Here is a 25,686-nt window from a genome sequence, read left to right on the forward strand (position 1 = left end):
ATAAATTCCATATGTGCACGTCCCATAGATATATCTTCCTTTCAATCATATTTATTTCGCGGATTACTTTAGGTCAAGGGGATGATCAGACGAGTTTTTGGCCTAAAGAAATAACGGCCGAAAAAGGCACCGTGATCATGTATCAGCCACAGCCAGAATTGCTGAAGGGAGATATTCTGGAAGCTAGGGCAGCAATATCGGTAACGCCAGCAGGAGAACAAGCCCCTATATTTGGAGCCATCTGGATGACCTCCTATCTAGATATAGACAAGAGCGAACGAAGTGTAAATCTGGTGTCGGTGAAAGTAAATCATGTACGCTTGCCCGAAGAAGTGGATTCTACGAGAGTAAAAAAATTAAAAACCTTTCTAGAAGAAGAAATGATTAAATGGAGCTTCGAAATGAACTATGACCAACTCCTAGCCACGCTAGAAGAAGTAGACGTTATAGAAAATGCTTCTTTTGAAAACAAGGCTCCAAAAATTATTTTCCGAGAGAGTGGAGCCATACTGATTGTAGTAGATGGAGAGCCCAAATTCAAGGGATTGGAAAAAGGTTATGAACAGCTGATCAATGCGCCAGCTTTTATAGTAAAAAAGAAAAGTAAATATTTTCTCTACGGTGGCAACATGTGGTTTAGGGCTAAGGACAATATGAATAGCTGGGAGCGATTAAAAAACCCGCCTACCAGCCTCACCAGTCTCCAAAAAAAATACAATCCATCGGATGAGGATCCATTGACTGAAAAGTCCGACGAGGTACCAGAGATCATTATGGCTTATGAGCCGTCAGAACTGGTGGTTACAGATGGTAAATTAAAATTTACGCCGATAGACAATACCCAATTGCTGTATGTGGACAATACAGAATCGGATATTTTTATGGATATCAATTCTCAAAATTATTACATCTTATTGTCTGGTCGATGGTTTATGACCAAGTCGCTAGATGGGCCATGGGTTTACGCTCAGCCAGAAAAGCTCTCTAAAGAATTTGCTAAGATCCCAGAGGAGTCTGTGAAAGGAGAAGTACTAGCTGCGGTGCCAGGCACAGATGCTGCGCGAGAGGCGGTACTCGATGCCAATATCCCACAAACAGCAGCGATCGATAGAAAAACCGCAACAGCATCTGTAACCTATGATGGGGAACCAAAATTTGAACCTATAGCGGAGACTTCATTAGCTTCGGCAGTGAATACTTCTAGTGCTGTATTCAAATCGAAAGACGTGTATTTTCTGTGTGATAATGCTGTATGGTTTCGCTCTGCCACGCCAAATGGGCCTTGGGTGGTGTCCGATGTTAGACCAGTAGATATAGATAAAATACCAGCGTCTAATCCTGCTTATCATGTAAAATATGTTTACATCTATGATTCTACACCAGAGGTGGTATATGTAGGTTATACGCCAGGTTATGTAGGCTGCTATGTCTATGGTTCCACGGTAGTCTATGGTACGGGGTATTACTATAGTGGATGGTATGGACTTTACTATTACCCAAGGCCAGTTACCTATGGTTTTTCTGTGAGGTATTCTCCATACTATGGATGGAGTATGGGGGTGAGTGTAGGGTTTGGAGGGCCAGGCTACTGGTATCATGGCGTAGGCTGGTGGGGTCCTCCAGTGTATCGTCCACCATATTATCGTCCGCCCTATCACCATCGCCCACCAGGGTATCGCCCTCCGGGGTATAGACCGCCGTCATCGAATCATCGCCCACCATCAGGAGGTGTTCATCAGCCAAGTACCCGGCCTGCTACAGCCAATAATTTGTATAAAAATAGAAAAAATGGGGTGAGACCTTCTACGCGTCCGAGTGCCACTCGGCCGTCGAATACTAAGCCTATGAGTAGGCCTGCGAATAGGCCTTCAGGGCAGGAACGTTATAAGCCTGCCACGAGACCAGCCAATACGGGATCGTCTAGGTCGCCGAATAATGTATATACTGACCAGAGTGGTAATGTCTATCGCAAAGGCAATGAAGGATGGGAAACTAGACAAAATAAGCAGTGGTCTGCACCCACACATCAGCCGAATAGAAACACAAACCAAAACTTAAATCAAAGCTACCAAAACCGACAACGAGGAACGCAGCGGACACAAGGATACAATCGTGTTCGATCAGCTGGTGGAGGCAGAGGTCGCAGATAACCTAGAACAATGAAAAAAATTATTCTTCTACTGATTGTAAATGCATTAGCTCTACAGAGCCATGCACAAGATGCTCACTACTGGACAGAGCAGTTTGGTAATAAATCTATGCTTTTGGCTGGATCGGTCATAGGTAGCGTAGAGGACTTGGGAGCGGTTTATTACAATCCTGCCCGACTGGCTTTGCAGGATGACCCTACTTTTTTGATTAGTGCCAAGGCCTACGAATATGTGACATTGAAAGTGAAGGATGGCTTTGACAAAAAAAGTTTGAACAATAGCAAATTCAATGCGGCACCTAGTTTGGCTGCAGGTAGTTTCGGTCTCAAAAAATTGCCTAAGCATAAATTTGCTTATGCTTTCTTGTCAAGAACGCAAGTGGATTACAATTTAGGTGTCAGCGATATTCGTACGTATGAGTTTAATGATGGGGCTCTTTGGCCTGGAGAAGAAGAACTGAGGACTTCCTTAAATATTTCTAAAAAACTAAGAGACGAATGGATGGGGTTTACTTGGTCGTATGCACTCGATGAAAAATGGAGTGTGGGTATTTCTAATTTCATTTCGCAACTCAGTCAAGAGAACGAATATAATCTGGTGCAAAAAGCCTTTGGGTCGCAAAAAAATGTAGGTGCATTTGAACGATATAGAAAGCGAAATTATAACATCACCAGTTGGCTAGCCAAAGCAGGTTTAAACTACACCAAAGGTAAGTTGGACGTAGGTTTGACCATTACTTTTCCAAAGGTGTACATTTTTGGTAGTGGCAGTTCTGTGTACGAAGAGTCCTTGGCAGGATATGATAGAGATCGAGATGGTGTGCAAGAAGAGGATGACGATGTATTGCTGAGTAATAGCACATCGGATGTAGCGGTCGATGCTAAGTCTCCACTATCTATAGGCTTGGGTATGGGGTTGCAACTGGGAGTACACAAGCTTCATTTGAGTGGAGAGTGGTTCAACAAGATGGATCGCTACAACGTGATGACGCCAATGCCCTTTATGGGACAAACGCCACAAATAGAAGTACGTAATCGAGTATACGATGAAAGAAAGTCAGTGATCAATTTTGGTGCTGGGGTGGAGTGGAAACTAAAAAACAAGCTTTATGGTTATACCAGCTTTTCAACAGATTTTTCATACCTAATCCCTTCGGGAGAACAGATAACGGCCGAACGTGTGGTCGATAATTTTGACAATTCAATTTTCACTGCTGATGTATTCAATTTTGGCTTTGGTTTCTCTCTCTTTTTCAAGAAGATGGAATTTACCTTGGGGTCTGTGTATTCCACGGGTGACCAGCTAATTGGCAAGATCGTGAGCTTACCAGATGTGACCCCGACTACACCAGCAGAATATTCTGATTTGCGATGGCAGCGTATCCGCGTGTTGTTTGGGTTTTCATTGCCTTTCTATTCTTTTGGGGATTAGACTAAGTTGAGAGAGGCTAAAAAAACAAAAAGGCGATCTCAAAAATTTAACGCTTCAGGGAAATACCCGACTACTTTTAATTTTTTTTGAGATCACCTCATTTTGTGGGTCGTACTGGATTCGAACCAGCGACCTCCGCCCTGTCAAGGCGGCGCTCTAAACCAGCTGAGCTAACGACCCTATTGGAATTGCAAATCTATATAAAAACCGATCTTGTACAAGATCAATTTTTAGTGTCATTACAATTAGAGTTAAAAACGAATCCTGTATGATGCCTGCTTGCAAAGACAGCGTTTTTGAGTAATGCGGAAGGCGAAGCGTTACTCGATCAAGAATTAAGATAGACTTTCGAAGTCTTTATTTTTTAGTAAGCCTTACTTAGTGACCACACAAAACAGATCCAAGTTTTCTTCATGTTCCTCACGGAGAAAATAATCCGTTCGGTCAATCTCAGTCACCAGTCCTTCGTCTTGTTTTTGTAGATTGTTTCTATTGAGTCTGTTGAGCAGATCATAAGGGATACGTAAGAGGGCATTGGGCAGCCGATACTGCAAATTGAAAATGTCAAACTTGGTGATTTTGGCTACAGACGCTCTATTTTGCTCATGATAGGCCATTACTTTTTCATTGCCTGCTATGCCTTTCATTTCCACTTTAGAAAAAATACTTCCAGCTAGGTCTTTTAGCTCCTGATTGGTGTATTCTCTTTCATGCCATGGGTTTCGCGACAGCGACATTTTGATGTTGGGCGTAGTGATTACGCCTTGGCCACCAGGCTTTAGTACGCGGTGGATTTCTTCGAGGAATAGCTTGTCTTCCTTGATATGTTCGATTACCTGAAAAGAGATGACCGTATCAAAAGTATTGTCTTCGATGCCTATAAAGGGAGGAAAAACTGCTGCCCTAAAATCTACTGAAGGAAATTGAGGTTTTAGTTTTTCTATTACCTCTTCAATTTTGTCGAGCGCCAGATATTCTTTGGTTTGTGGAGACAATACGGCGATGCCGCGCCCTTCGCCACAGCCAGGTTCTAGCACTTGGCCTTTTACATAAGGCTGCGCCTCGTAATAAGCCTGTAATAATCGTTGGTGAATGGGATTGTCGGATACGATCTTATCCGATGCTATTTCTGTAGTGTATGTTGCCATAGCTCGCAAAAATAAGTCAAAATTATACGTTCCTGTCCAAATTGATTTATATTAGTTTCATGTGCATTCCCAAAAAAACCAATATTACAATTTTCTTGTTTTGGTGGATGGTTTTGAGCTTAAATGCCCATGCTCACGACCTGACCAAAGAAAATTTTAGTTACCTCTACAACCACGCCCCAGTCAAAATAGATTATCAAATTGCCAAACAAGATTCGCTTTATAAGCTAATTCTGAGTTTTCATTTAGTGAAAGTATTGCCTACGGATAGCTTGGTAGGTTTTGAGTTGTCTCAGCAGCAAAAGATCAATTCTAATCAAGAGGAACTGATCAAACCGATAGCTGTTAGGGTAGATTCTGGTTTTATCAAAAATGTAATCGAGTTGGATTTTTTTGCCAAAGAGGAAAGTAATTATTTGGTAGTAAAATTTTCTTTTTTGGAAAGGCCTTATTTGTTTGGGATTCCGATCAACGGAGCTTTGGCTTTTCCTTTGTCCAATATTATTTATGGGTGCGATGCCGAAGTCATGTTTTATAATGGTTATAAAAAGCTCGATTCGGTGTGGTTTGAAGACATTGGTGAAAGCAGCAACAAGGAGCAATTCTATGCCTACATGTATGAGGAGCTATTTCCAGCAGCTCTTCCACCCATGGTTGTCGATGGCAGTCCGTCTGCAGAAACGTTAAGCATCAAACGAAAGATTGGCTTCAAAGGTGGCATGATGCTCAATGAGGCCAATCATTTGTATTTTATACAAAATGATACGGCTTCCGATAAAGGAGTATCCATTTTAAGTCATGAAGAATATTATCCTCGGATCAAAAAAGTAGAGGAGCTGATAGAAGCTTTGAAGTACATCTGTACAGGCGATGAGTTTGAAGAACTCAACGTTGCGGAGGATCAAAAATTGGCTTTCAATGAGTTTTGGCTCAATCATATCGACGATAAGCAACTGGCATCAGAGACCATTAAAAAGTATTTTAGGTCAGTCAAATTTGCCAATGCGCTTTTTACCGATTACAAGACGGGATGGAAGACAGATCGAGGCATGATCTACATTGTATTCGGTCCGCCAGAAGTGGTCACCCAAAAAGAGGAAGTAGAAATATGGGAGTACAAGACATTCGATGGTGATTTAAAGTTTACTTTTGCCAAAACACGCAATTTATTTGTTCAATACCACTATTCCCTCATTCGAGACAAGTTGCTCAATAAGGCGTGGTTTACGGCAGTACGAAAATGGAGAACCGGAGATTTGTAAAAAGAGCCCCAAGGCAAGAAGAACCTGATAATATGATTTTTGGCACGCGTGCCGTGATCGAAACAATCAAATCAGGAAAAACTATCGAGCGAATCTTTCTACAGAAAGACTTGAAAAATGACCTAACCAAAGAGCTTACAGATATGCTTAGAGGGAGTATGGTCACGGTCTCAAAAGTTCCCGTAGAGAAGCTCAATAGGCTGACTCGAAAAAACCACCAAGGAGTGGTGGCTTTTGCTTCTCCCATCGATTTTGTGACACTTCACAACATTGTCGCTAATAGTTATGAAAATGGTTTGGCGCCTTTGGTTTTGATTTTGGATCGGGTGACAGATGTGAGAAATTTCGGAGCTATCTGTCGTTCGGCAGAATGCGCTGGGGTTAATGGCATTGTTATCCCGTCTAAGGGAGGTGCTATGATCAATTCGGATGCAGTAAAGACCTCTGCGGGTGCGATGAACTACCTGTCGATCTGTAAAGAAGACAGTCTGACGCACTCAGTAAAATACCTCAAAGACAGTGGTTTTCAGATCGTGGCTTGTACGGAAAAAACAGAGAAGACAGTTTTTGAAGCAGATCTATCTGTGCCCACAGCTATAATCATGGGATCTGAAGAAGATGGTATATCAGAAGAGCTACTCAGCGTAGCTGATGAAAAATTGAAAATCCCGATTATCGGAAATATTGATTCGCTAAACGTATCCGTAGCTGCAGGTGTGATTCTATTCGAAAGTGTAAGGCAGCGTAGCTAACTGCTAGAGGTATTTATCCCCATGCTGTTTTTTGACTTCAGCTACGTACTCTCTAAACTTAGCATCTTGGTCTTTTTTGCAAATAATCAGTACGTCTTCAAAGTCACCTACTAGATAGCCTTCCAGTTGGTCTAATACGATCAATCGTTTGGTTTCAGATTTTACGATATTATTAGAGCATTCGCCCAATATAACATCCCCATCGGTTACGTTGTCGTTTGTGTCTTTTTCTCTGATTTCATGTAGCGAATTCCATGACCCGAGGTCAGACCAGTCGAAATTGCCCTGTACCACATAGACGGATTTCGATTTTTCTAAAATGCCATAGTCAATAGATATGTTTTCGCATTGCGGATAGATTCTATCTACGTAGGCTTTTTCATCTGCTTGGTAGTACTTGTCGGCTCCTTCCTCAAATGCTTCGGCCATATCAGGCAGAGCATTTTCAAAAGATTTGATGATCGCGGGTACAGACCATACGAAAATCCCCGCATTCCATACAAAATCTCCACTCTCCAAAAATTTCTTGGCTAGATCTAATTCAGGTTTTTCTGTAAAAGTTTTCACTTTCTTCACCTCATCTTCGCTTTCGATATATTGGATGTAGCCATAACCCGTTTCAGGTCTGTTAGGCAAAATTCCAACCGTTAGCAACTTGTCCGACCCTTCGGCAGCTGTAGTGGCGGTTTTGATTACTCGGGTAAATTTTTCTTCCTGAAAAATGGCGTGGTCGGCAGGCGTAACGACTATTACTGCGTTGGGATTTTTTTGACGGATTTTGTAAGCCGCATAGGCGATACATGGAGCCGTATTTCTTCTGGCAGGTTCGGTCAGGATATGATCTTCGCTGATATCTGGCAATTGTTCTTTCACCAAATTAGCATAGATGTCATTTGTTACCACCAATATGTTATCTTTGTTAGCCGTTGGTAAGAAACGTTGGTACGTCATTTGCAAGAGTGATTTGCCATTGCCCAAGACATCGATGAATTGCTTGGGTCTTGAGTTTCGACTATACGGCCAAAATCTACTTCCAACACCTCCTGCCATTATAACTACGAATACTTCTGATTTCATTCCTTTGGATTAAAATTGGAAGGCAAATATAGAAGGAGAATAGTACTATGTGTAACTTATTGTTCAAAGAATTAGTATGTGCACAATGATAAGGTCAACTCCATTTGAATTGATTTTAACTCGGTATTTATATAATTTAATTAATAATTAACCAGCGACCGGAAACGAAAATTTGCATGACTAACTGCGGTTAGCTCATTTTTAGCTAAATTATGTATCCGGTATATAAATTGAGAAGAAGATGATTGCATGCCAGGAGGACGAACTGAGGGGAAAACTGAAAGAGACATTTGGCTTTAGTAATTTCCGAGGTAACCAAGAACAGATAATCAACAACCTGCTATCAGGGCGCAACACCTTTGTGTTGATGCCTACAGGTGCGGGGAAGTCACTATGCTACCAGTTGCCTGCTATTATTAGTGAGGGGACAGCTATCGTGATATCACCGCTGATTGCTTTGATGAAAAATCAAGTAGATCAGCTCAACGCCTTTGGAGTGAACGCTCAGTTCATGAACTCTACGCTCAACAAAACGGAAATGAAGCGGGTGAAGCAAGAAACACTTTCTGGAGCTGTAAAGCTGCTATATGTGGCTCCCGAATCATTGACCAAAGAAGAAAACATTGAATTTTTAAGTCAGGCCAACATCTCATTTGCGGCTATCGACGAGGCACATTGCATCTCTGAATGGGGACACGACTTCCGTCCAGAATACAGAAAGATCAAATCTATCATTGGTCAGTTTGGGGATATTCCCATTATTGCTCTGACCGCTACTGCTACACCTAAGGTGCAACTGGACATTCAGAAAAACCTACAAATGGAAGAAGCAGATGTGTTTAAATCTTCTTTCAACAGAAAAAATCTCTACTATGAGATTAGACCTAAGGTAGATGTAAAAAAGCAGCTGATCCGATTTGTAAAAGAGCAGAAAGGGACTTCAGGTATCATATATTGCTTGAGCAGAAAGAAAGTAGAAGAAATAGCAGAATTGCTAAAAGTGAACGACATCAATGCCGCACCTTATCATGCAGGGCTTGATAGCAATATGCGAATGAAACATCAAGACGGTTTTCTTAATGAAGACATTGATGTAATCGTGGCTACTATTGCCTTTGGTATGGGAATCGATAAGCCAGATGTGAGGTTTGTAGTGCATTATGATGCGCCTAAATCGCTAGAGGGCTATTACCAAGAAACAGGTCGTGCAGGTAGAGATGGACTAGAGGGTAAGTGTATTTTGTTTTACACCTTGGATGACATTATCAAGCTGGAGAAATTTAATAAAGACAAACCTGTTGCCGAAAGGGAGAATGCGAAGTTGCTATTAGAGGAGGTGTCTTCCTATGCAGAGTCTTCAGTTTGTCGCCGAAAACAGCTCCTTCATTATTTTGGAGAAGAATATATGGATTCTGACTGTACTGATCAGGGGTTGTGTGACAATTGCGCACATCCAAAAGCCATATTCGAAGGGCAGGAGTTTATCAAGCAGGCGATTGTTGCCGCCATCAAGACAGAAGAGCGGTTTGGCATCAGACATTTGGTGAATGTGATCCGAGGGATAGAAAGCCAGTATGTAAAAAGCTATAATCACAGCCAATTAGATGTTTTCGGTATAGGAAAGGACGAAACCGAAATTTTTTGGAGATCAGTCGTTCGTCAGACACTGCTCAATGAATTTTTATCGAAAGACATTGAAAATATTGGTGTACTGAAAGTAACAGAAAAAGGGCACAGCTTTTTAAAGAAACCATTTTCGGTAGAGCTTTCGAGAGACCATGACTACACAGTAGAAAACTTAGACCACGATAATGGTGTAGATGCCAATGGCAAAGCGCACGACGAAGAGCTATATGATATTCTCAAGGCTTTGCGCAAAACAGTGGCTAAGCAGAAGAACCTTCCACCATATGTGATCTTTCAAGACCCATCTTTAGAAGAAATGGCGACCACCTATCCTACCACCAAAGAAGACTTGGCTCAGGTCAATGGTGTGGGCATGGGTAAGGTGCTGAAATTTGGTAAACCTTTTATAGATGCTATAGCTAATTATGTAAAAGAAAATGATTTGGAAACCGCGTCGGATGTGGTGATCAAATCGACTGTAAATAAATCCAAAATTAAAATATTTCTGATTCAGCAAATCGATCGCAAAGTAGACTTGGAAGAAGTAGCAGAACTCAAAGGTATTACATTCGATAATGTGCTTACGGAGATAGAAAATATATGCTTTTCTGGCACCAAGCTCAATTTGGATTATTATATCGATCAGTTTATAGACGAAGACCGGCAGGACGATCTGCTGGATTATTTTATGACGGCTGAAACCGACGACCTGAAGCAAGCCATGGATGAGCTTGAATATGACGGATACTCTGAAGATGAAGTACGTTTGATGCGGATCAAGTTCATGTCGGAATACGCCAATTAAACACTTAGATATTTTCTCATTTCCTCAGCCGATTCGTGAATTGGTTTAATTTTGCCATTCAGTAAAATCTTATGAATTTCATAAAACGATAAGATAAACTTGATCTTTTAATTTTTCGAAAGAAAAGGGTTGAAATAATCGATCGTTTAAATGATTAACGAAAGTAATTTAGACACATGAATGTACTTGTGATAGGAGCCGGTGGACGTGAGCATGCCTTGGCTTGGAAAATAAAACAAAGCCCAAAGTGTAACGACCTATATGTAGCACCTGGAAATGCTGGGACTGCTGCAGTAGCACAAAATCTAACTATTGGCGTCAATGATTTTGAAGCTTTAGGTCAAGCGGTTTTGGACAAGGACATCGACTTGGTGATCGTAGGGCCAGAAGAACCATTGGTCAAAGGCATTCGCAATTATTTTGCCGCCAAGGATGAGTTGAAAAATATACTGATGGTAGGTCCAGATCAAGTGGGTGCTCAGCTTGAAGGCAGCAAGGATTTTTCTAAGGAATTTATGGTTCGTAACCAAATTCCAACAGCGGGTTCATTGACGGTAACCGCTGAAAACCTGTCAGAGGGATTAGACTTTCTGAAAAAAGTGGAGGCTCCCTATGTGCTCAAAGCAGATGGGTTGGCTGCAGGCAAAGGAGTAATTATCACTTCTGATATTAAAGAAGCAGAAGCCTCTCTCAAAGAAATGCTTGATGGCCAGTTTGGAGCGGCTAGTCAAAAAGTACTTATTGAAGAGTACCTTCATGGCATTGAGCTTTCTGTTTTTGTATTGACAGATGGCAAGTCGTACATGACCTTACCAGAGGCCAAAGATTATAAGCGTATAGGTGAAGGTGATACCGGACCTAATACTGGCGGTATGGGAGCCGTGTCTCCTGTCTCATTTGCAGACGATGCTTTTATGAAAAAGGTGGAAGATCAAGTGATTAAGCCCACTGTAGATGGGCTAAACAAAGACGGAATAGATTTTATAGGCTTCTTGTTTATCGGGCTGATGAATATCAAAGGAGAGCCATTTGTGATCGAATATAACGTGCGAATGGGTGATCCTGAAACAGAAGTAGTGATGCCAAGGATTCAGTCAGATATGCTATCACATTTGGCCGCCGCCGCTAAAGGAGAGCTAGACAAAGAGCAGCTAGAAATAAAGCCAGAGACGGCTACCACTGTGGTGGCTGTGGCAGAAGGCTATCCTGGATCTTATGAAAAGGGTCGGGTAATGAAAGGACTCGATCACGATTTCAAAGGGATTGTTTTTCATGCGGGGACTGCAGTATCTGATGGGCAGATTCTGACCAACGGTGGCCGTGTGCTTGCCTCAACGGGTTTGGGTTCAGACATCCAGTCGGCCTTGGGTCAATCGTATGAAAACTTGCAATCAATCCAGTGGGAGGGTATGAATTTCCGAAAGGATATTGGACAGGATTTGCTCGCACTTTAACAATCTATCAATCAGAAAAATATACCGTCATTTCAAAAGAATGAGGATCACAAATCTTCATTATATTTAAGGCTTATAAAAGCAAAGACAAGATGTCGGGATGCAGTACTTGCAGCACATTGACGGCTGCAGACGGAAGTATTAAGGGATGTAAGAGTAATGGCGGTTGCAGTAGTGGCGGCTGCAACAAGATGAATACGTTTGATTGGCTATCCAATATGGAGACGCCAGCCAAGTATCAATTTGACATATTCGAAGTTCGATTCAAAAATGGGCGCAAGGATTTCTTCCGAAACGTCAATGATTTAGAAATATATCCAGGTGATCCTGTAGTAGTAGATGTTCCTAATGGCCATCATCTAGGCTATGTTTCCCTTCAAGGGGAATTGGTGCGTCTGCAAATGCAAAAAAAGAAGGTGAAAAACGACGATGAAATCCGAACGATTTATCGTGTGGCCTCTCAGAAGGATTTGGAAAAATTTGAATCTGTACAGAAAAGAGAAAACCCCACTATGTTTCGCTCTCGCGAAATCATCAATGAACTGAAACTTCAAATGAAGCTCACTGATGTAGAGTATCAGGCGGACAATTCTAAAGCTACATTTTACTACTCGGCAGATGAAAGAGTAGATTTCAGAGAATTGATTAAAAGTTTGGCGAGCGAATTTAAAATTCGTGTAGAAATGCGCCAGATCAGTCTGCGTCAGGAAGCAGGAAGATTAGGCGGTATTGGTTCTTGTGGTCGTGAATTGTGCTGCTCTACGTGGCTGACAGACTTTAAAAATGTGTCTACTTCAGCGGCACGTTATCAGAATCTATCATTGAACCCGAGCAAACTCTCTGGGCAGTGTGGTCGCCTCAAGTGCTGTCTTAATTATGAGTTAGAAACCTATATGGATGCGCTCAAAGATATTCCTAAAGTAGACACGGGATTGCTTACAGATAAGGGAGAAGCCAGATTACAGAAGACGGACATTTTCAGAAAGATCATGTGGTTTGGCTATAAAAATGACAATGCTTGGATCGCTCTAGATACAGATCGAGTAAAGGAAATCCAAAAAATGAATGCCGACGGGAAAAAACCTGAGACATTGATGGAAGATAAAGTGGGAGGTGAAAATAGAGAATCTCAAGCACTGAATAGCGACCTCGAAAGGATGGATAAAAAATTCCGAAAAGGAGGAAAGAGTAAGCCAAAGAATAAAAATCGTCGCAAGAAAAAGCGAGGAGGGAAAAGTAACTTTAACAAGAAAAAACCAGAGTAACCCATGCTAAAATCTATCACTTACCTGTTGATTGTATTGGGTGTCGCTGCGGCGGTCACGGCCTGTAGCAGTAGCACTATAATCGACGAACAGTCAGATATATCTGAGGGGCTATGGCACTTAGATTCTTTGGTGGCCTTTCAGTTTGAGGTGGAGGACACTACTGCTGCCTATGAGATTCAATACAACGTGCGATATGCTGTGAACTACCCATACTACAATCTATTTTTGAAGTATTATTTGGAGGATTCTACAGGTGATGTTTTATCATCTGAACTGCAAGAGCTTATCTTGTTTGATAAGAAAACAGGTAAGCCGATGGGCGAAGGGTTGGGCGATTTATTTGACCGTGCAGTACCCGTATTCGAAAACAAAAAATTTGCTTATTCAGGGTCTTATACTTTTAAGGTAAAGCAATTTATGCGGATGGAACAGCTCCCAGGTATTTTATCTTTTGGACTGAAAATACAGCAGCCTGAGCAAGAGTAGTCTATTCGTCGATAGAGCGGGATATCATGCGATTGATTCGTTCGCGTACATGCTCAGGGTCTGACCAAAACTGTCGACTCGATATTAGATTGAAGGTCCAGTTTTTTTGCTTGAGTGTAAAAGGCCGATACACATGTGTGGCTTTGATGGAGATGTCTTGATGGTACTGATCGTCGTCTGTTAGCAATGCTGCCAGATATTCGCCTTTGTATTTCAGTGCCAAATCTACAAAAGGCAAAGAATGATCCATAGTCAGCGATTCGAAATGCTCAAACCCTAAGGCCTCTATCTTATTTTTCAAAAACCAATTAGCGGAGTGATTGTCTGTCGATTTTTTGGCTGGAGCCAATGTTTTGTTGGAGACGGCATAAGCGTATTCTAGATACTTTTTGAGTAGCTTGGGGCCTTCGTTTTTGCTGTTTTCTACCTGCAGTTGTTGGGGCATGATACTCGTAACTAGGTAGATTTTTTCTTTGGCTCGGGTGATTGCTACATTCAACCTGTTTTCTCCTCCTTCGGCATTGAGGCTGCCGAAATTCATATTCATATTGCCTTTTAGGTCTGGGGCATATACGGTAGAGAAGATGATGACATCTTTCTCGTCGCCTTGTATATTTTCAATGTTTTTGACGATCAAAGATTCAGGTATGATAAAACCCTGTGCTATCGAATAAGTCTCTAGAAAATCGAGAATATACATTTGCTGAGAGGCATTGAAAGTAACAACGCCGATCTCTAAATCAGGTTTTGCTTTCAGTAGTGACGCTACGATCTGAGCCACTCGTTCGGCCTCTTCGTGATTGGTGTTTTTTTGCCAAAAGCCTTCTACTTTCACATAGTCTATGGCAGTTTGTTTTTCGTTTAGATCTTTGAAATCTGGGAGCATTTTGAGGCGCTGTCCATAAAAATGTTCATTAGAAAATCGGATGAGATCCAAATTTTTACTTCTATAGTGCCCATTTAGTTGTACCTGCATCAGATGCTGGCTGCCTAGATTGAGAAGCGAATCGAAGTCAAGTTCTACTACGTCTTGTACATTTTCTTCTTCCCAGCGCACCTTATACAGATCGTTTGGTTGCAACTGTTTGTCGTCGCCAGCGATCACTACCTGTTTGCCTCTGAAGATAGCTGGAATGCCTTTTTCTACAAAGCATTGAGAGGCCTCATCGAAGATGACTAAGTCAAATATTTTTTCCATTGGAAAAATCGCTGAGGCCGATTCTGGCGAGGCTAGCCAGCACGGGATGAGATCAAAAACTTCTCTTGGGTAATTGGCTATTACTTTTCTTACGGGCCATATTCGTCGTTTTTTGGTGACTTGGTGATATAAGTCACGGTAGGTTACCCGGTTGTTGAGACGGTTGTATTCTACATTTTTGTAAACCCTTTCTCGTGCTTTGAGTAGGAGTATTTCCACGCTTATGCGCAATTTTTCTTTTACACAATCCTGCATTTCGGTTTGCATGTCTTCAAACTTCTGAGAAGAGACTGCTCGTAAGATTGGAAATTTTTGTTCGATATGCTCGATCCAGGCCAGTCTCAGACTGTTGTCGAAGATTGCCCACCAGTGTTCTGCTTGTACCCTAGGCTCTTCTTCGAGCAGTTTATTGATCACGCTGAGCTCTTCGGCAGTCAGCTCGGCTTGGAGTTTGTCAAACTCACATAGCGAATCAAAGTCTTGCTTGAGTGCTGCTAATAACTGCTCTACGTCGAGCTGACTGGCAAACATCTGGCGTAACTGCGGAATAGAAAAATATGACTCCCACTCTTCCAGTTTTTGGCCTATAGGCTCTAAGGCTTTTAGCAAATTGGATAATTGATCAGTATACTCAGTTTGGTTGAGCGAAAGCGGCGAGATGTATTCGTTCATGTGACGTATGCCATCCAGCGTGGTTTGTGCTTCTGCAGCTTGCTTCTGGTAAAAAAACCAATTTTTGAGTTCGACTTTGGTGTATACCTTGGGGAAGGGACCTAAGGCTGGCTCATCCTTGAGGAGGCTCAGGTTGTGCTCTAGGTTCAGTCTATTGTCTACTTTTTGTAATAGTGAGTCAAAGCCTGCGCGATCGCTTTTGAGCCCATTGTTTACCAGTACTCTGGTAATGAATATTTTGTCTTTGGAAAAGAGCTTCCATCTCAGCCATTTGAAAATACTCTTGCGTGCATCGAGACTACGGTCGAGTGCTTCCTGAAAGCGACCAAGTTCTTCAGATTTGAGTGAAAGCTCAGCTCCATTCCCTTCGTAGGATTGCATGACGAGCTTTTCTGTTTCGACTAGTCGTTCTTTGGTGACGATTCGGTGCGAATTGCGTAGTACCAAAGTTAAAGCATGAAAGACGAGTGGGTCTTTGAGTACTGATACGAGGTGTTTGATTTCCTCATGTTTTTTGATGATTTCAACGACATCCTCAAAAGACACTTTTTTGCCAATGGCTTTTTCAGTGACTGTTTCTAGTACGTTGATGTATGGCCTTATTTCATCGAGATGTTTTGAAATAAGCTGTAGATCGGATACTTGATAATTGGCGAATGATTTTCTATTGAACCACGGGTGGTGCTCGTTGAGAAACTTTTCGCCATACCTTGCATAGGTGTTTAATGTTCTTTTAAAGCTATCTAGGGTGTCGAATTTGAAATTTCTATATTCTAAATTGACACCAATGGCACGACCGTGTGGATCGGAGGTGAGATACAGTTCTTTGACGGATAGTGCACATTCGGATTCATCAAAAAGGCTTTCTTTGAATTCGGAGAGCTCTTCGTCTAGCTGATCGATTCTGCGACTGGTTTTTAGAAAATTTCGTTCCAGCTGAATGGCGTCGAGAGAGTTGTTGATCGATTGATAATCTTCCAGTCGATCCATTTGTCCTTCGAGTTGCTCGTATATAGACTTTCTGTCATTTTTGAAATCGTGCAACAGGCCAATAAAATCATTGAGTTCTTTTTCTTTGAGTCTTTCGAATACCACGTCGAGTGCTGCTCGCTTCTGACTAACTACTAGTACATTTTTGCCACGAGCGATGTAATCGGCTACGAGGTTGCAGATCAGTTGGGATTTGCCTGTGCCAGGAGGCCCTTGCACCACTGCAGAATTTCCTTTTTTGATGGCCTTTATCACATTTTCTTGATAGGCGTCCATTTTGAACGGCGTGAAGGTTTGGTCTTCTTTGACGCGTTTTAAAAACCGGTAGTATGAGGTGTCTTCACTTTGCTCTTCGTCGAGGTTTCTTTCTGCAAAGAAATTTTCTATGGTAGAAAGCTTGGGATGCTCTAGCATGGTGAGGTAGTCGGGGACTAGATATGAGCCTGCTTGAGGGAATATACCCACGACGGCTTCTGGATATAGTTTGAGTTCACCGTCTTTTTCGGAAGCTTCTAGGTCTACTCGTTGGTATGGTGTGAATGAGGTGAGTACGTCGCTGAAATTGTCTTGATTGAAGTTGACTTCTAAGTTTTCTGCTTTGAGCAATTCGTAGAGGTCTGTACGAAACCCTTTACTCTCTTTGTCGAAGTCGTCGAATACTCTTTCGAGCAGATTTTCATTGGCTGGTAAGCTATTGAAATAAGCATATGCTAGCAGGAAGGACTTGTTCATGGTCACATTGACATCCTTACGGCTGACTAGGTACCAATCTTTTTTGTCGAATTCTAAGGTGACGGGAAAAAACAAAAGGGGGCATCTGGAGAGCGTGCCATCAGAAAATTTTCCTTTTACAAAAGGCCAACCTACATAGAGGTCTTTAGCGCCACGTTCTTCAAATATGAGATGGTCTTCACGTTTGAGTTGTTTTAATTTTTGCGACAAGCGATTGGCGTCTTCTTCTCGGCTGTTTTGGACTTCGCATAGCGGAATTTTGGCCTTTCGGGAGAGTATAGCTTCTAAGATGGAGAAGGAAGGTTCGTTGCGAACGTAGTCAAATTCGTGTATGTCGATAAACTGCCCTGTAGGTAGTTTTGGGAGAAAGATAGAGCGGCTGTTTCCCGATAGATTGGTTAGCCTTCGTAAGTAGGATAGAAGTATTTCTCTCATGTGATCTGTCCGTAAAATAGAAAAGGATATCGATTTTCCCTAAACGCATGCATCATTCTGGTGATGATACTTCAAGATAAGGAGCTATTTTCTGGTATAGCGAATCAGAGAGGGTATAAATATTTTTCAATTCGTCTACGGATTGGTAGTTGCCGTGCTGGGTGCGATATTTCACTATGGCTCTACTGGTTTTGTAAGAAAGGTAGGGGTGATTGGCGAGTAGGTGGATGGAGTCTTGATTGATATTTATTTTGTGAATAGCGGGTATAAGAAGATCGAAATGATCCAAAAGACGTTCGTATACTTCCGGTTTTATACCATATACTTCTTTTAATTGCTCCATACTGTGAAATCCTCCCAATGATTCTCGATACTTTACGATGCGTGACGAGAGTACAGGTCCAATACCTTTGACGATTTGTAGCTGGCTGGAATCGGATAGATTGAGATCGAATTTTGCAGACTCTTTTTCTATGACCATTTGTTCTACCACTTTATTGAGCGGAGGGGCTTTGTACTTGGGTTTTGCAGGTGGCGGCGGGATGATGATATAGTCGAGGTACGCTGTAACTAGCTTTTTGTTGATGCCATAAATTTTGTAGAGATCTTCTTTTTCCTTGAATGAGCCGCCTTTTTGTCGGTAGTTGATGATGCGTTCGGCTATTTTTTTCTTGAAGCCAAGCTCAATCCATTTGTTTTGACCGATCTTGTTTGGGTCGAAAAAGGAATGTACGATGACGGTACCTTCTTCATGTTTTAATTTTTTTTTGGATTCTTCAAGCCAGTCTTTGAGCAGACGTTCTTCTTCGAGCTGAGTTTGTGTAGCGTCTCGAGTTAGCCTATTTTGAAGTAAAAAAGGACCTATAAGCACTAGAAAAAGAAGGGGAACAAGTAGCAGTAAGCCGTTGGTTTCGGACGCAGAACATCCAAAGAATGTCCGAATTCTATTTTTAAGTTTGGTTAGCACATAATAAAATTAACATAATAACTGATATTATCTATGTGCGTTGAGTGGTTTCTATGGAATAGAATCTTTGCGCTCATAGGCGCCGATATCCGGCTTGGCATCACGAAGGGTGCCGAGGAGGTCGTGGGTGATAGAGGAGGCTGTGGCAGCTTCTCTAGCGGGCGACAAAGAATCGATTTGGTAGTTGAATAGTGCAGGCTTATAAAACTTTGGATAGTTGTTTTCTTGACTGATGTCGTTGCCCAAGTCTATCCAAGTGTCATCGCTGGAGCGGATAATATTATTTTGAACTTGTACATTCAGGGCGGTGTTGGCCGAGAGGTCTAGTGTGAGCTCTTCGTCTTCTCTTCCCCAAACGATCGAATTGGTGAGGCTTAGCGTAAGGTCGTTGGGGTACGTCGAGCCGTCATTAAATTCCAAGGCATTGGTAAAAATAACTGAAGGACCTTCTCTTGTGAAGTCGTTGGGGTCGTTAGAGAAGGTACAGTGATTGAAGACATAGGAGCCACCCCCTAGCCCAGCTACTAGCTGATCTTTGCAGCTGAATACTTCTAGGTTGAAGGCAGTGATTTGCCCTGTATAAGCAGCGATACCTGATGAAGACATGAAGTGTATGGATGTATTGCTGATCAACAGTTCGGCACCTTCGCCATTGACTAGATTGGTGGAGAGTGTCAATCCTGTGGTTCCATTTTTTATTATGGCATGGTCGATGCTGTTGTCTATGCTGCCAGGATAAAAGAGGATAGAGCCCCATTGGCCTGGTGCTTCGTCATATTTAGCATCAAGCCTAGTATTGGCTATGAGTACCTTATCTTCTGTAGTGCCTTGTATGTCTAGCGAGCCAGCGATGGTAAAGATCGCACCGTTGTCGATGTAGATTTTGGCACCTGCTTCTACGGTGAGCTTGCAGCCCGTGTCTACCCAAGCGGAATCATAGATGATATAGGGTCGATCTTTGGTCCAGGTAGTATTGCAGGTGATGGCTTCATTATTGATGAAGATGGCGTCTTGACCCCAAGCGACGAGATTCACATTTTCCTTTTTTGTATTATATTCTATTTGGATATCGTCTTTTACTAAAAAGGGTAAATCTTGATTGTTGGGATCGATGATTACTTCCACCAGAATCAACAAGCTATCTTTTCCGAAGATTACCTCATTTTCGAAGGAATTGCCTTCAAAGCCATTTACCGTCAGGTTATAGGGAGATTGATCGCCAGTGCCAAGAGACAGCTGGGTGATATTGATGGCCTCATCATGGGTATTGTAGATTTGGAGTCGCTTGGTGATACTGCCCAGACTAGAGAACAGGGTGTCGAAGGTGACGGTGTCCGTACTATAAGACAGCTGTAGGCTGGTATCAGTAGATATCTCTTCTACATTAGGCTGACATCCCAAGAAAACGCCTGAGGATAGCACGAGTAGCAGTATGAGGTGTTTGATGGCCTTCAAATCTTATGCTTCACCGTCTTTCAACTTCTCTGCATTTTCGGCAATACGGAGTTGCTCGATAAAATCCCCGATCTCACCATCCATTACGGTTGGGAGGTTGTGCTGAGAGTAGCCGATTCTGTGGTCGGTCACACGGCCCTGAGGATAGTTGTAGGTTCTGATTTTATCCGAACGATCGCCACTGCCTACCATCGATTTTCGTTGGGCACCTACGGCGTCGTTGTGTTTTTTGAGTTCTATATCATAGATACGGCCACGCAATACTTTTAATGCTTTCTCTAAGTTTTTAAGCTGGCTTTTTTCATCCTGACACGACACGACTAGTCCTGTGGGTATGTGTGTCAGTCTGATGGCCGAATAGGTAGTATTTACCGATTGACCACCTGGGCCACTAGAGCAGAAGGTGTCTTTACGCACATCATTCATGTCGATTTGTACATCTACTTCTTCCATTTCAGGGAGTACGGCTACGGTAGCTGCAGAGGTGTGAACACGGCCTTGTGTTTCTGTGGCAGGAACCCGCTGTACACGATGTACGCCAGATTCAAATTTGAGTTTGCCATAGACATCTTCGCCAGATACCATGCTGATGATTTCCTTGTATCCGCCTGAGCTACCTTCGGTCAGATCCATCACTCCCATTTTCCAGCCTTGTTTTTCGCAATAGCGCTGATACATACGGAAGAGATCTCCCGCGAAAATGGCAGCCTCGTCTCCGCCCGTACCTGCACGAATTTCAAGGATACTGTTTTTATCATCGTTGGGGTCTTTTGGAATCAGCATTTGCTTGATTTCTTCTTCGATAGTCTCTTTTTGAGGCTCAAGCTCATCGAGTTCCATTTTGGCCATTTCACGAAACTCTGGGTCTTTTTCTGTTTCCAGAATTTGCTTGGAGTTAGCCAGGTTGTCCAAAATGAGTTTATATTCTTCGTATTTATTGACAATCTTCTCGAGATCTTTGTATTCTTTGCTAAGCTTCGAATAGTGAGTCATATCAGACATGGCATCGGGCTGTACAATGAGCTGTCCTACTTCTTCGAATCTATGTTTGATCTCCTCTAGTTTCTCTTTCATTTTCAACAAATTTGAAAGCAAATCTAATAAATAGTCCGTTGCTTATTTGATGAAATTAAAGAATCCCATGAAGCAATTATTCAAGATTTTTAATCTAAAGGATCTAAAAAACGTAAACCCTTTTTTTAATCCATAGCTCATCACGAAATTTGTCTTATGAATAATACATGGATTCTTTTATCATTTGCCTTTTTATGTTCTTGTCTGTCTCCAGAAGAAATAGCCATTTCTGCAGATGACCAGATAAAAGCGCTGGATCTAGTGGTTCAATCTATTGCAGAGGATCAGGCAGGCACTCAGTTGGTCAAAACGGTTACATTGGACGGAAGTCAAGAATCGAGCACCCTACCTTTTGATACTTTGATAGTCAGCAAGGATTTGAAAACCTTGAAGGATTATTCATTTGCCAGACTCATTCGGACGACCAACTATAACAAAACCGCGGTAGATCAGGGTTTTTTGTATGAGCGAAAAGCAAAGGAAAAGAAAGGGCCAGTATCTATTTTAATTGACAAAAATGAAGAGGGGGATATTGAGGAATTGGAGCTCAAGCTAGAAGATGCCAACTTACTATATACCTCTAATCAACAGATTCGTCTGACTTTTGAAAATAAAAAGCTAGCGACCTATCGTGTACAAGGGAGTAGAAAATTGATTGGCATGGAGGCTACCGTTTTCGATATCTCAGTGAGAGTGCAGTAATCTTAGATTTTGAGTAAGGCTTCGAAAAACCCCATGTTTTCAGATTTGTTTTTCACCACTAGGCAGGCGATGTCTCTGTCATAGCTGATTAGATTTACGGCAGTGCTGCCCTTGAGTAGGGAAGCCATTTTGGTTCTGCCTCTAGATGCTACGATGATCATGTCAGCCTTTCTTTCTTTAGCCATTTCGTAGATATTGTCAGAAGGGTTTTGATCTTCGTCTAGCTCAAAAATGACTTCATATTTACTGTCGTCGAGCGAATGTTCTCTTTTGAACTGTTCATATTCTCGTCTCTTGTTTTTGTCCATGATCGCAGCCATGTCGTCGTAGCTTTTTCCCGTATGGCTGTAGCCTGTAGGTACAAAATAGACATGGTGGAGAAGCACTTCTACGCCTGCTTTTTCTTTGATATTCAAGGCTGCTTGTATGGCGGTGAGCGAGCTGCTGGTGAAGTCTAGTGGGATAATGACTCGATTCAAATTAAGCTTAGCCGTAGGAGGCACTAGCAAAACGGAGCATTGTGCTTCGTTGATAAGCCGAGCGGCATGTCTTCCTGTAGATTCAGACTTGGGTTTGATACCCATGATCACTAAATCTACAATCTTAAACTCAGACCATTTCAGAATTTGAACGGCATTATTGCCTTGTTGGATTTGCATTTCGGTATCGCACTTGGCTGTGAAATGTTCCGAAACTTTGTCTTCAAAGTATTTTTTAATTTTTGAACTGAGGTTCTTTTGTGCTACATGAACAAAGTATACTTTGTCGCAACCAGCGATCTCGGCTATCATCGAGCTGTATTTGATGATGTGTTCGTCGAGAGTGGAAGAATCTAGACAGACTAGAAATTTGTTCAAGTTTTGCATGACGGTTCAATTTGATATGGTCGAATGGATTAAAATTAATCTAATTCTCGAATAATTTGCCCCGATGTGAGATTGATTTTTTTATTCTGCCTTAGCTTGCTGCAAGGGAGAGTTATAAATACTTCGCTTGCCATTTTTGAAATACATAGAGTGCCCATACTCGCGCATGACTATCCTCAGGGTTGGCAGAAAAGAGTTGGGTTTTTAGGGTTTGTATTTCATTCCAATGAAAAATTCCTTGTGCTTCAATTTTGTCTTTATCAAAAAGGTGCTCATTTAGTTCTGATCTAAGCGTGGTTTTGAGCCAGTCTAATAATGGCATTTCAAATCCTTTTTTTGGTCTGTTGTATAGTTCTGGAGGTAAGGTATCGCGATAGGTGTCTTGTAAGATTCTTTTTCGCAGTGACTGATTGATTTTCATATCTTCTGGGAGACAAAAAACAAACTGAACCAATTCATGATCGAGAAATGGAACTCGTACTTCTAGGCTATTGGCCATCGACATCAGATCTACTTTTTTGAGCATGTCATTGGGCAAAACAAATTGGGTGTCTAGTCTTAGTAGGTCATTGAGGTCATGGTATTGGTTCATCGATTGCATCCAACTTTCCTGTTGTGAAAAGTCTGTGCTGGGCTGCTTCATCAGCCGACTGGTTTGTACATGATTGGCGAAGCTGGCTAAAAACCAATACCGTTGAGCAGGTGCCATTTTCATGGCTTTGGTAAATCGGACGACTTGTCGCATGCGATTACTTAAGCTTCCAGATCGGGATTTGGGCAGCATTTGAGCTATGGGTTGAGCCAAGCGCATGAGGGTTTTAAATTTCTGGTCATTTTCTATCTTCCACCAAGCGGCGTGTTTGTTGTAGCCAGAAAAAATTTCATCGGCGCCATCACCTGATAAGGCTACGGTCACATGCTCCCTAGTTTTTTTGCAAAGCAAATACACTGGGATGGCCGAAGAATCGGCAAAAGGTTCGTCGATATGGCTCACAATCTCTTGAAGATGGTGGCCTATTTCTTCATTGGATAGTCGAAAAGTGGTGTGGTCTGTTTTGAACTTTTGGGCGACTAATTCTGCATACTGTGTTTCATCAAAAAATTTATTGCCTTCAAATCCAATGGAGAAAGTCTTGAGTGAGGAGGTCTGCTGTGAAGCCACGGCCGTGATCACGCTCGAATCGATACCCCCGCTCAAAAAACAGCCAAGCGGCACGTCGGCTATCATTCTTCGTTTTACAGATTGAGCTAATAATTCATGCAGCTTTTCTTTGGCTTGATGATAGCTGAGCTCGAAAGTTGGAGTTGAGCTGGGGAGTTTGTAATACTGGTGTTTGCTGATTTGCCCATCTTTTATTTCTAAGTAATGCCCTGGCTCAAGTTTTCGAATACCTTTTACCATTGTAAGCGGTGCAGGAGTATAGTTGAGCTGAAGGTAGTAATTGAGAGCTTCGTGGTCGATGGATCGATCGATTCCGTAGGCCAAGAGGGCGTTCATTTCAGAGCCAAACAAAAACTTAGTACCGTCTTGAAAATAGAGTAGCGGTTTGATCCCAAGCCTGTCTCGTGCGATGAACAGTGATTGCTCTACGGTGTCGTATATAGCAAAGGCAAAAAAACCATTGAGCCGCTCCAAGCATTTTTTGCCTTCTAAGGCAAACAGATGAGCAAGGACTTCGGTATCAGAGTCGGATCGAAACTGGATTCCTTTTGAATTTAAATCTTGCTTGAGTTCTTTGTAGTTGAAAATCTCTCCATTGAAGACAATCGTGTATCGACCATCTCGTATTCCAAAAGGCTGGTGGGCATTGGCACTGGTGTCTATGACGGACAGTCTTCTGTGCCCGAGTCCCACCATTTGGTGTGTGTAGATGCCTTGATGGTCTGGCCCTCGATAAGCCAATGATTCCGTAGCTTGTTCTAGCAGGGCTAGGCTAGGTCTGCCGATTTCGTTGAATGCTAAAATGCCAGTGATGCCGCACATAGAGGGTTATGAGATTGAAACTAGAAAGCTAGCAATAACCACGATGACTAGAAAGTGCCTTGAAACTGTCTGAGGAATCGAACGTCGTTTTCTGAGAATAATCTCAAATCATTGATTTGATATTTGAGCATCGTGATACGCTCTAGTCCCATGCCGAAGGCAAAACCAGTGTATTCTTCTGGGTCTATGCCACAGCTTTTTAGCACGTTGGGATCTACCATGCCAGCACCGCCTATTTCTACCCAGTTGGTGTATTTGCAGACGTTGCAGCCTTTGCCATGACAGATGAAACAGCTGATGTCTATCTCTGCACTTGGCTCTGTAAACGGGAAGTACGACGGGCGAAGTCTGATCTTTGTATCCTCTCCAAATAACTCTTTGGCGAAATGATACAGCGTTTGTTTAAGGTCTTTGAACCCTACATTTTTATCCACGTAGAGTCCTTCTACTTGATGGAAAAAGCAATGTGCTCGAGCAGAGATGGCTTCATTTCTAAACACACGACCGGGCATGATCGAACGGAAAGGAGGTTGTCCACCTTCCATCATTCTGATTTGTACATTGGAGGTATGCGTTCGGAGTACTTTGTCTGGGTTTTTCTCAATAAAGAAAGTATCCTGCATTTCTCTAGCCGGGTGATTTTCTGGAAAGTTGAGTGCAGTGAAGTTGTAGAAGTCTTCTTCGATTTCAGGCCCGCTGGCTACGTTGAATCCCATTCGTTCGAAGATCTCAATGATTTTGTTTCGAGTGATGGTGAGCGGATGGATGCTACCGGTTTCGTTGGGTACGTTGGGCAAGGTCAGGTCGATGCCCTGACTAGAAGCAGCGTCACTGCTGCTGTCCAATGTATCTGCTAAGGTTTTGAATTTGTCTTGAGCTAGTGTTTTTAAATCATTCAGCGCCTGCCCAAAAGCTTTTTTTTGTTCGTTGGGTACGTTCTTAAATTCATTAAAAAGCTCCGTAACGACACTTTTTTTACTAATGAATTTCATTCTGAACTGTTCCAACTCCTCAGCTGCTTTCACTTCAGCAGCGTGGATCATGGCTTTGTATTCTTCTACCTTATCAAACATAATAAATCAATTGAGGAGCGAAGTTAATATAGATCTACATGAACGTTCACATGAACCATTAACTAAATGGAAGAATGGC

General features: G+C 42.2%; 18 protein-coding genes and 1 tRNA gene. 9 read left to right on the forward strand and 10 right to left on the reverse strand.

Annotated elements, in window-relative coordinates; all coding sequences use genetic code 11:
• Positions 1 to 11 precede the first annotated feature (11 nt).
• The gene (locus N7E81_RS05600; RefSeq protein ID WP_263052303.1) at positions 12 to 2,150 is read left to right on the forward strand and encodes a hypothetical protein; all 2,139 of its coding nucleotides are present in this window, start codon (positions 12 to 14) and stop codon (positions 2,148 to 2,150) included.
• 9 nt (positions 2,151 to 2,159) lie between these two features.
• Complete coding sequence (locus N7E81_RS05605) at positions 2,160 to 3,581, forward strand: hypothetical protein (protein ID WP_263052304.1); 1,422 nt, start codon at positions 2,160 to 2,162, stop codon at positions 3,579 to 3,581.
• A 105-nt stretch (positions 3,582 to 3,686) separates the two neighbouring features.
• Here N7E81_RS05605 and N7E81_RS05610 read toward each other — a convergent pair.
• Positions 3,687 to 3,761, reverse strand: a tRNA-Val gene (locus N7E81_RS05610).
• A gap of 194 nt (positions 3,762 to 3,955) precedes the next feature.
• Positions 3,956 to 4,729 (reverse strand): class I SAM-dependent methyltransferase, encoded by a 774-nt coding sequence (locus N7E81_RS05615; protein ID WP_263052305.1) that lies wholly within the window; start codon positions 4,727 to 4,729, stop codon positions 3,956 to 3,958.
• 59 nt (positions 4,730 to 4,788) lie between these two features.
• Between N7E81_RS05615 and N7E81_RS05620 the strand changes: the two genes are divergently transcribed.
• Positions 4,789 to 5,991: a GWxTD domain-containing protein gene (locus N7E81_RS05620; protein ID WP_263052306.1), complete on the forward strand. Its 1,203-nt coding sequence runs from the start codon at positions 4,789 to 4,791 to the stop codon at positions 5,989 to 5,991.
• 32 nt (positions 5,992 to 6,023) lie between these two features.
• Positions 6,024 to 6,743, forward strand: a complete 720-nt coding sequence (gene rlmB, locus N7E81_RS05625) for a 23S rRNA (guanosine(2251)-2'-O)-methyltransferase RlmB (RefSeq protein WP_263052307.1) — start codon at positions 6,024 to 6,026, stop codon at positions 6,741 to 6,743.
• A gap of 3 nt (positions 6,744 to 6,746) precedes the next feature.
• Here the strand turns inward: rlmB and N7E81_RS05630 are convergent, their stop codons facing one another.
• Positions 6,747 to 7,820, reverse strand: a complete 1,074-nt coding sequence (locus N7E81_RS05630) for a mannose-1-phosphate guanylyltransferase (protein WP_263052308.1) — start codon at positions 7,818 to 7,820, stop codon at positions 6,747 to 6,749.
• 241 nt (positions 7,821 to 8,061) lie between these two features.
• Between N7E81_RS05630 and recQ the strand changes: the two genes are divergently transcribed.
• The 4 genes from recQ (at position 8,062) to N7E81_RS05650 (ending at position 13,459) form a co-directional block, all read left to right on the forward strand.
• Positions 8,062 to 10,251: a DNA helicase RecQ gene (gene recQ / locus N7E81_RS05635; RefSeq protein ID WP_263052309.1), complete on the forward strand. Its 2,190-nt coding sequence runs from the start codon at positions 8,062 to 8,064 to the stop codon at positions 10,249 to 10,251.
• 176 nt (positions 10,252 to 10,427) lie between these two features.
• Positions 10,428 to 11,705, forward strand: coding sequence for a phosphoribosylamine--glycine ligase (gene purD / locus N7E81_RS05640; RefSeq protein ID WP_263052310.1), 1,278 nt, complete (start codon positions 10,428 to 10,430; stop codon positions 11,703 to 11,705).
• 92 nt (positions 11,706 to 11,797) lie between these two features.
• Positions 11,798 to 12,970, forward strand: a complete 1,173-nt coding sequence (locus N7E81_RS05645) for a PSP1 domain-containing protein (RefSeq protein ID WP_263052311.1) — start codon at positions 11,798 to 11,800, stop codon at positions 12,968 to 12,970.
• 3 nt (positions 12,971 to 12,973) lie between these two features.
• Positions 12,974 to 13,459, forward strand: coding sequence for a gliding motility lipoprotein GldH (locus N7E81_RS05650; RefSeq protein WP_263052312.1), 486 nt, complete (start codon positions 12,974 to 12,976; stop codon positions 13,457 to 13,459).
• Between the two features lies 1 nt (position 13,460).
• Here N7E81_RS05650 and N7E81_RS05655 read toward each other — a convergent pair whose 3' ends face one another.
• The 4 genes from N7E81_RS05655 to prfA are packed head-to-tail and all read right to left on the reverse strand — an operon-like array spanning position 13,461 to position 20,982.
• The gene (locus tag N7E81_RS05655) at positions 13,461 to 17,486 is read right to left on the reverse strand and encodes an AAA domain-containing protein (protein WP_263052313.1); all 4,026 of its coding nucleotides are present in this window, start codon (positions 17,484 to 17,486) and stop codon (positions 13,461 to 13,463) included.
• Between the two features lie 52 nt (positions 17,487 to 17,538).
• Positions 17,539 to 18,453 (reverse strand): ComEA family DNA-binding protein, encoded by a 915-nt coding sequence (locus N7E81_RS05660; protein WP_263052314.1) that lies wholly within the window; start codon positions 18,451 to 18,453, stop codon positions 17,539 to 17,541.
• A 51-nt stretch (positions 18,454 to 18,504) separates the two neighbouring features.
• Entirely contained in the window at positions 18,505 to 19,908 is a 1,404-nt protein-coding gene (locus N7E81_RS05665; RefSeq protein ID WP_263052315.1) for a hypothetical protein, read from the reverse strand.
• 3 nt (positions 19,909 to 19,911) lie between these two features.
• Complete coding sequence (gene prfA / locus N7E81_RS05670) at positions 19,912 to 20,982, reverse strand: peptide chain release factor 1 (protein WP_263052316.1); 1,071 nt, start codon at positions 20,980 to 20,982, stop codon at positions 19,912 to 19,914.
• Between the two features lie 156 nt (positions 20,983 to 21,138).
• Here prfA and N7E81_RS05675 point away from each other — a divergent pair, with 156 nt between their 5' ends.
• On the forward strand, positions 21,139 to 21,684 hold the full coding sequence (locus N7E81_RS05675; protein ID WP_263052317.1) for a hypothetical protein: 546 nt from the start codon (positions 21,139 to 21,141) through the stop codon (positions 21,682 to 21,684).
• Between the two features lie 2 nt (positions 21,685 to 21,686).
• On the opposite strand, the gene N7E81_RS05680 is transcribed toward N7E81_RS05675, so the two are convergent.
• The 3 genes from N7E81_RS05680 to pheS form a co-directional block, all read right to left on the reverse strand.
• The gene (locus N7E81_RS05680; protein ID WP_263052318.1) at positions 21,687 to 22,550 is read right to left on the reverse strand and encodes a universal stress protein; all 864 of its coding nucleotides are present in this window, start codon (positions 22,548 to 22,550) and stop codon (positions 21,687 to 21,689) included.
• Positions 22,551 to 22,662: 112 nt separating this feature from the next.
• Positions 22,663 to 24,534, reverse strand: coding sequence for an asparagine synthase (glutamine-hydrolyzing) (asnB, locus tag N7E81_RS05685; RefSeq protein WP_263052319.1), 1,872 nt, complete (start codon positions 24,532 to 24,534; stop codon positions 22,663 to 22,665).
• A 47-nt stretch (positions 24,535 to 24,581) separates the two neighbouring features.
• Positions 24,582 to 25,607, reverse strand: a complete 1,026-nt coding sequence (gene pheS / locus N7E81_RS05690) for a phenylalanine--tRNA ligase subunit alpha (protein ID WP_323131657.1) — start codon at positions 25,605 to 25,607, stop codon at positions 24,582 to 24,584.
• Positions 25,608 to 25,686 lie beyond the last annotated feature (79 nt).

Origin of the sequence: Reichenbachiella carrageenanivorans (assembly GCF_025639805.1) — a bacterium.
GTDB classification, from domain to species: domain Bacteria; phylum Bacteroidota; class Bacteroidia; order Cytophagales; family Cyclobacteriaceae; genus Reichenbachiella; species Reichenbachiella carrageenanivorans.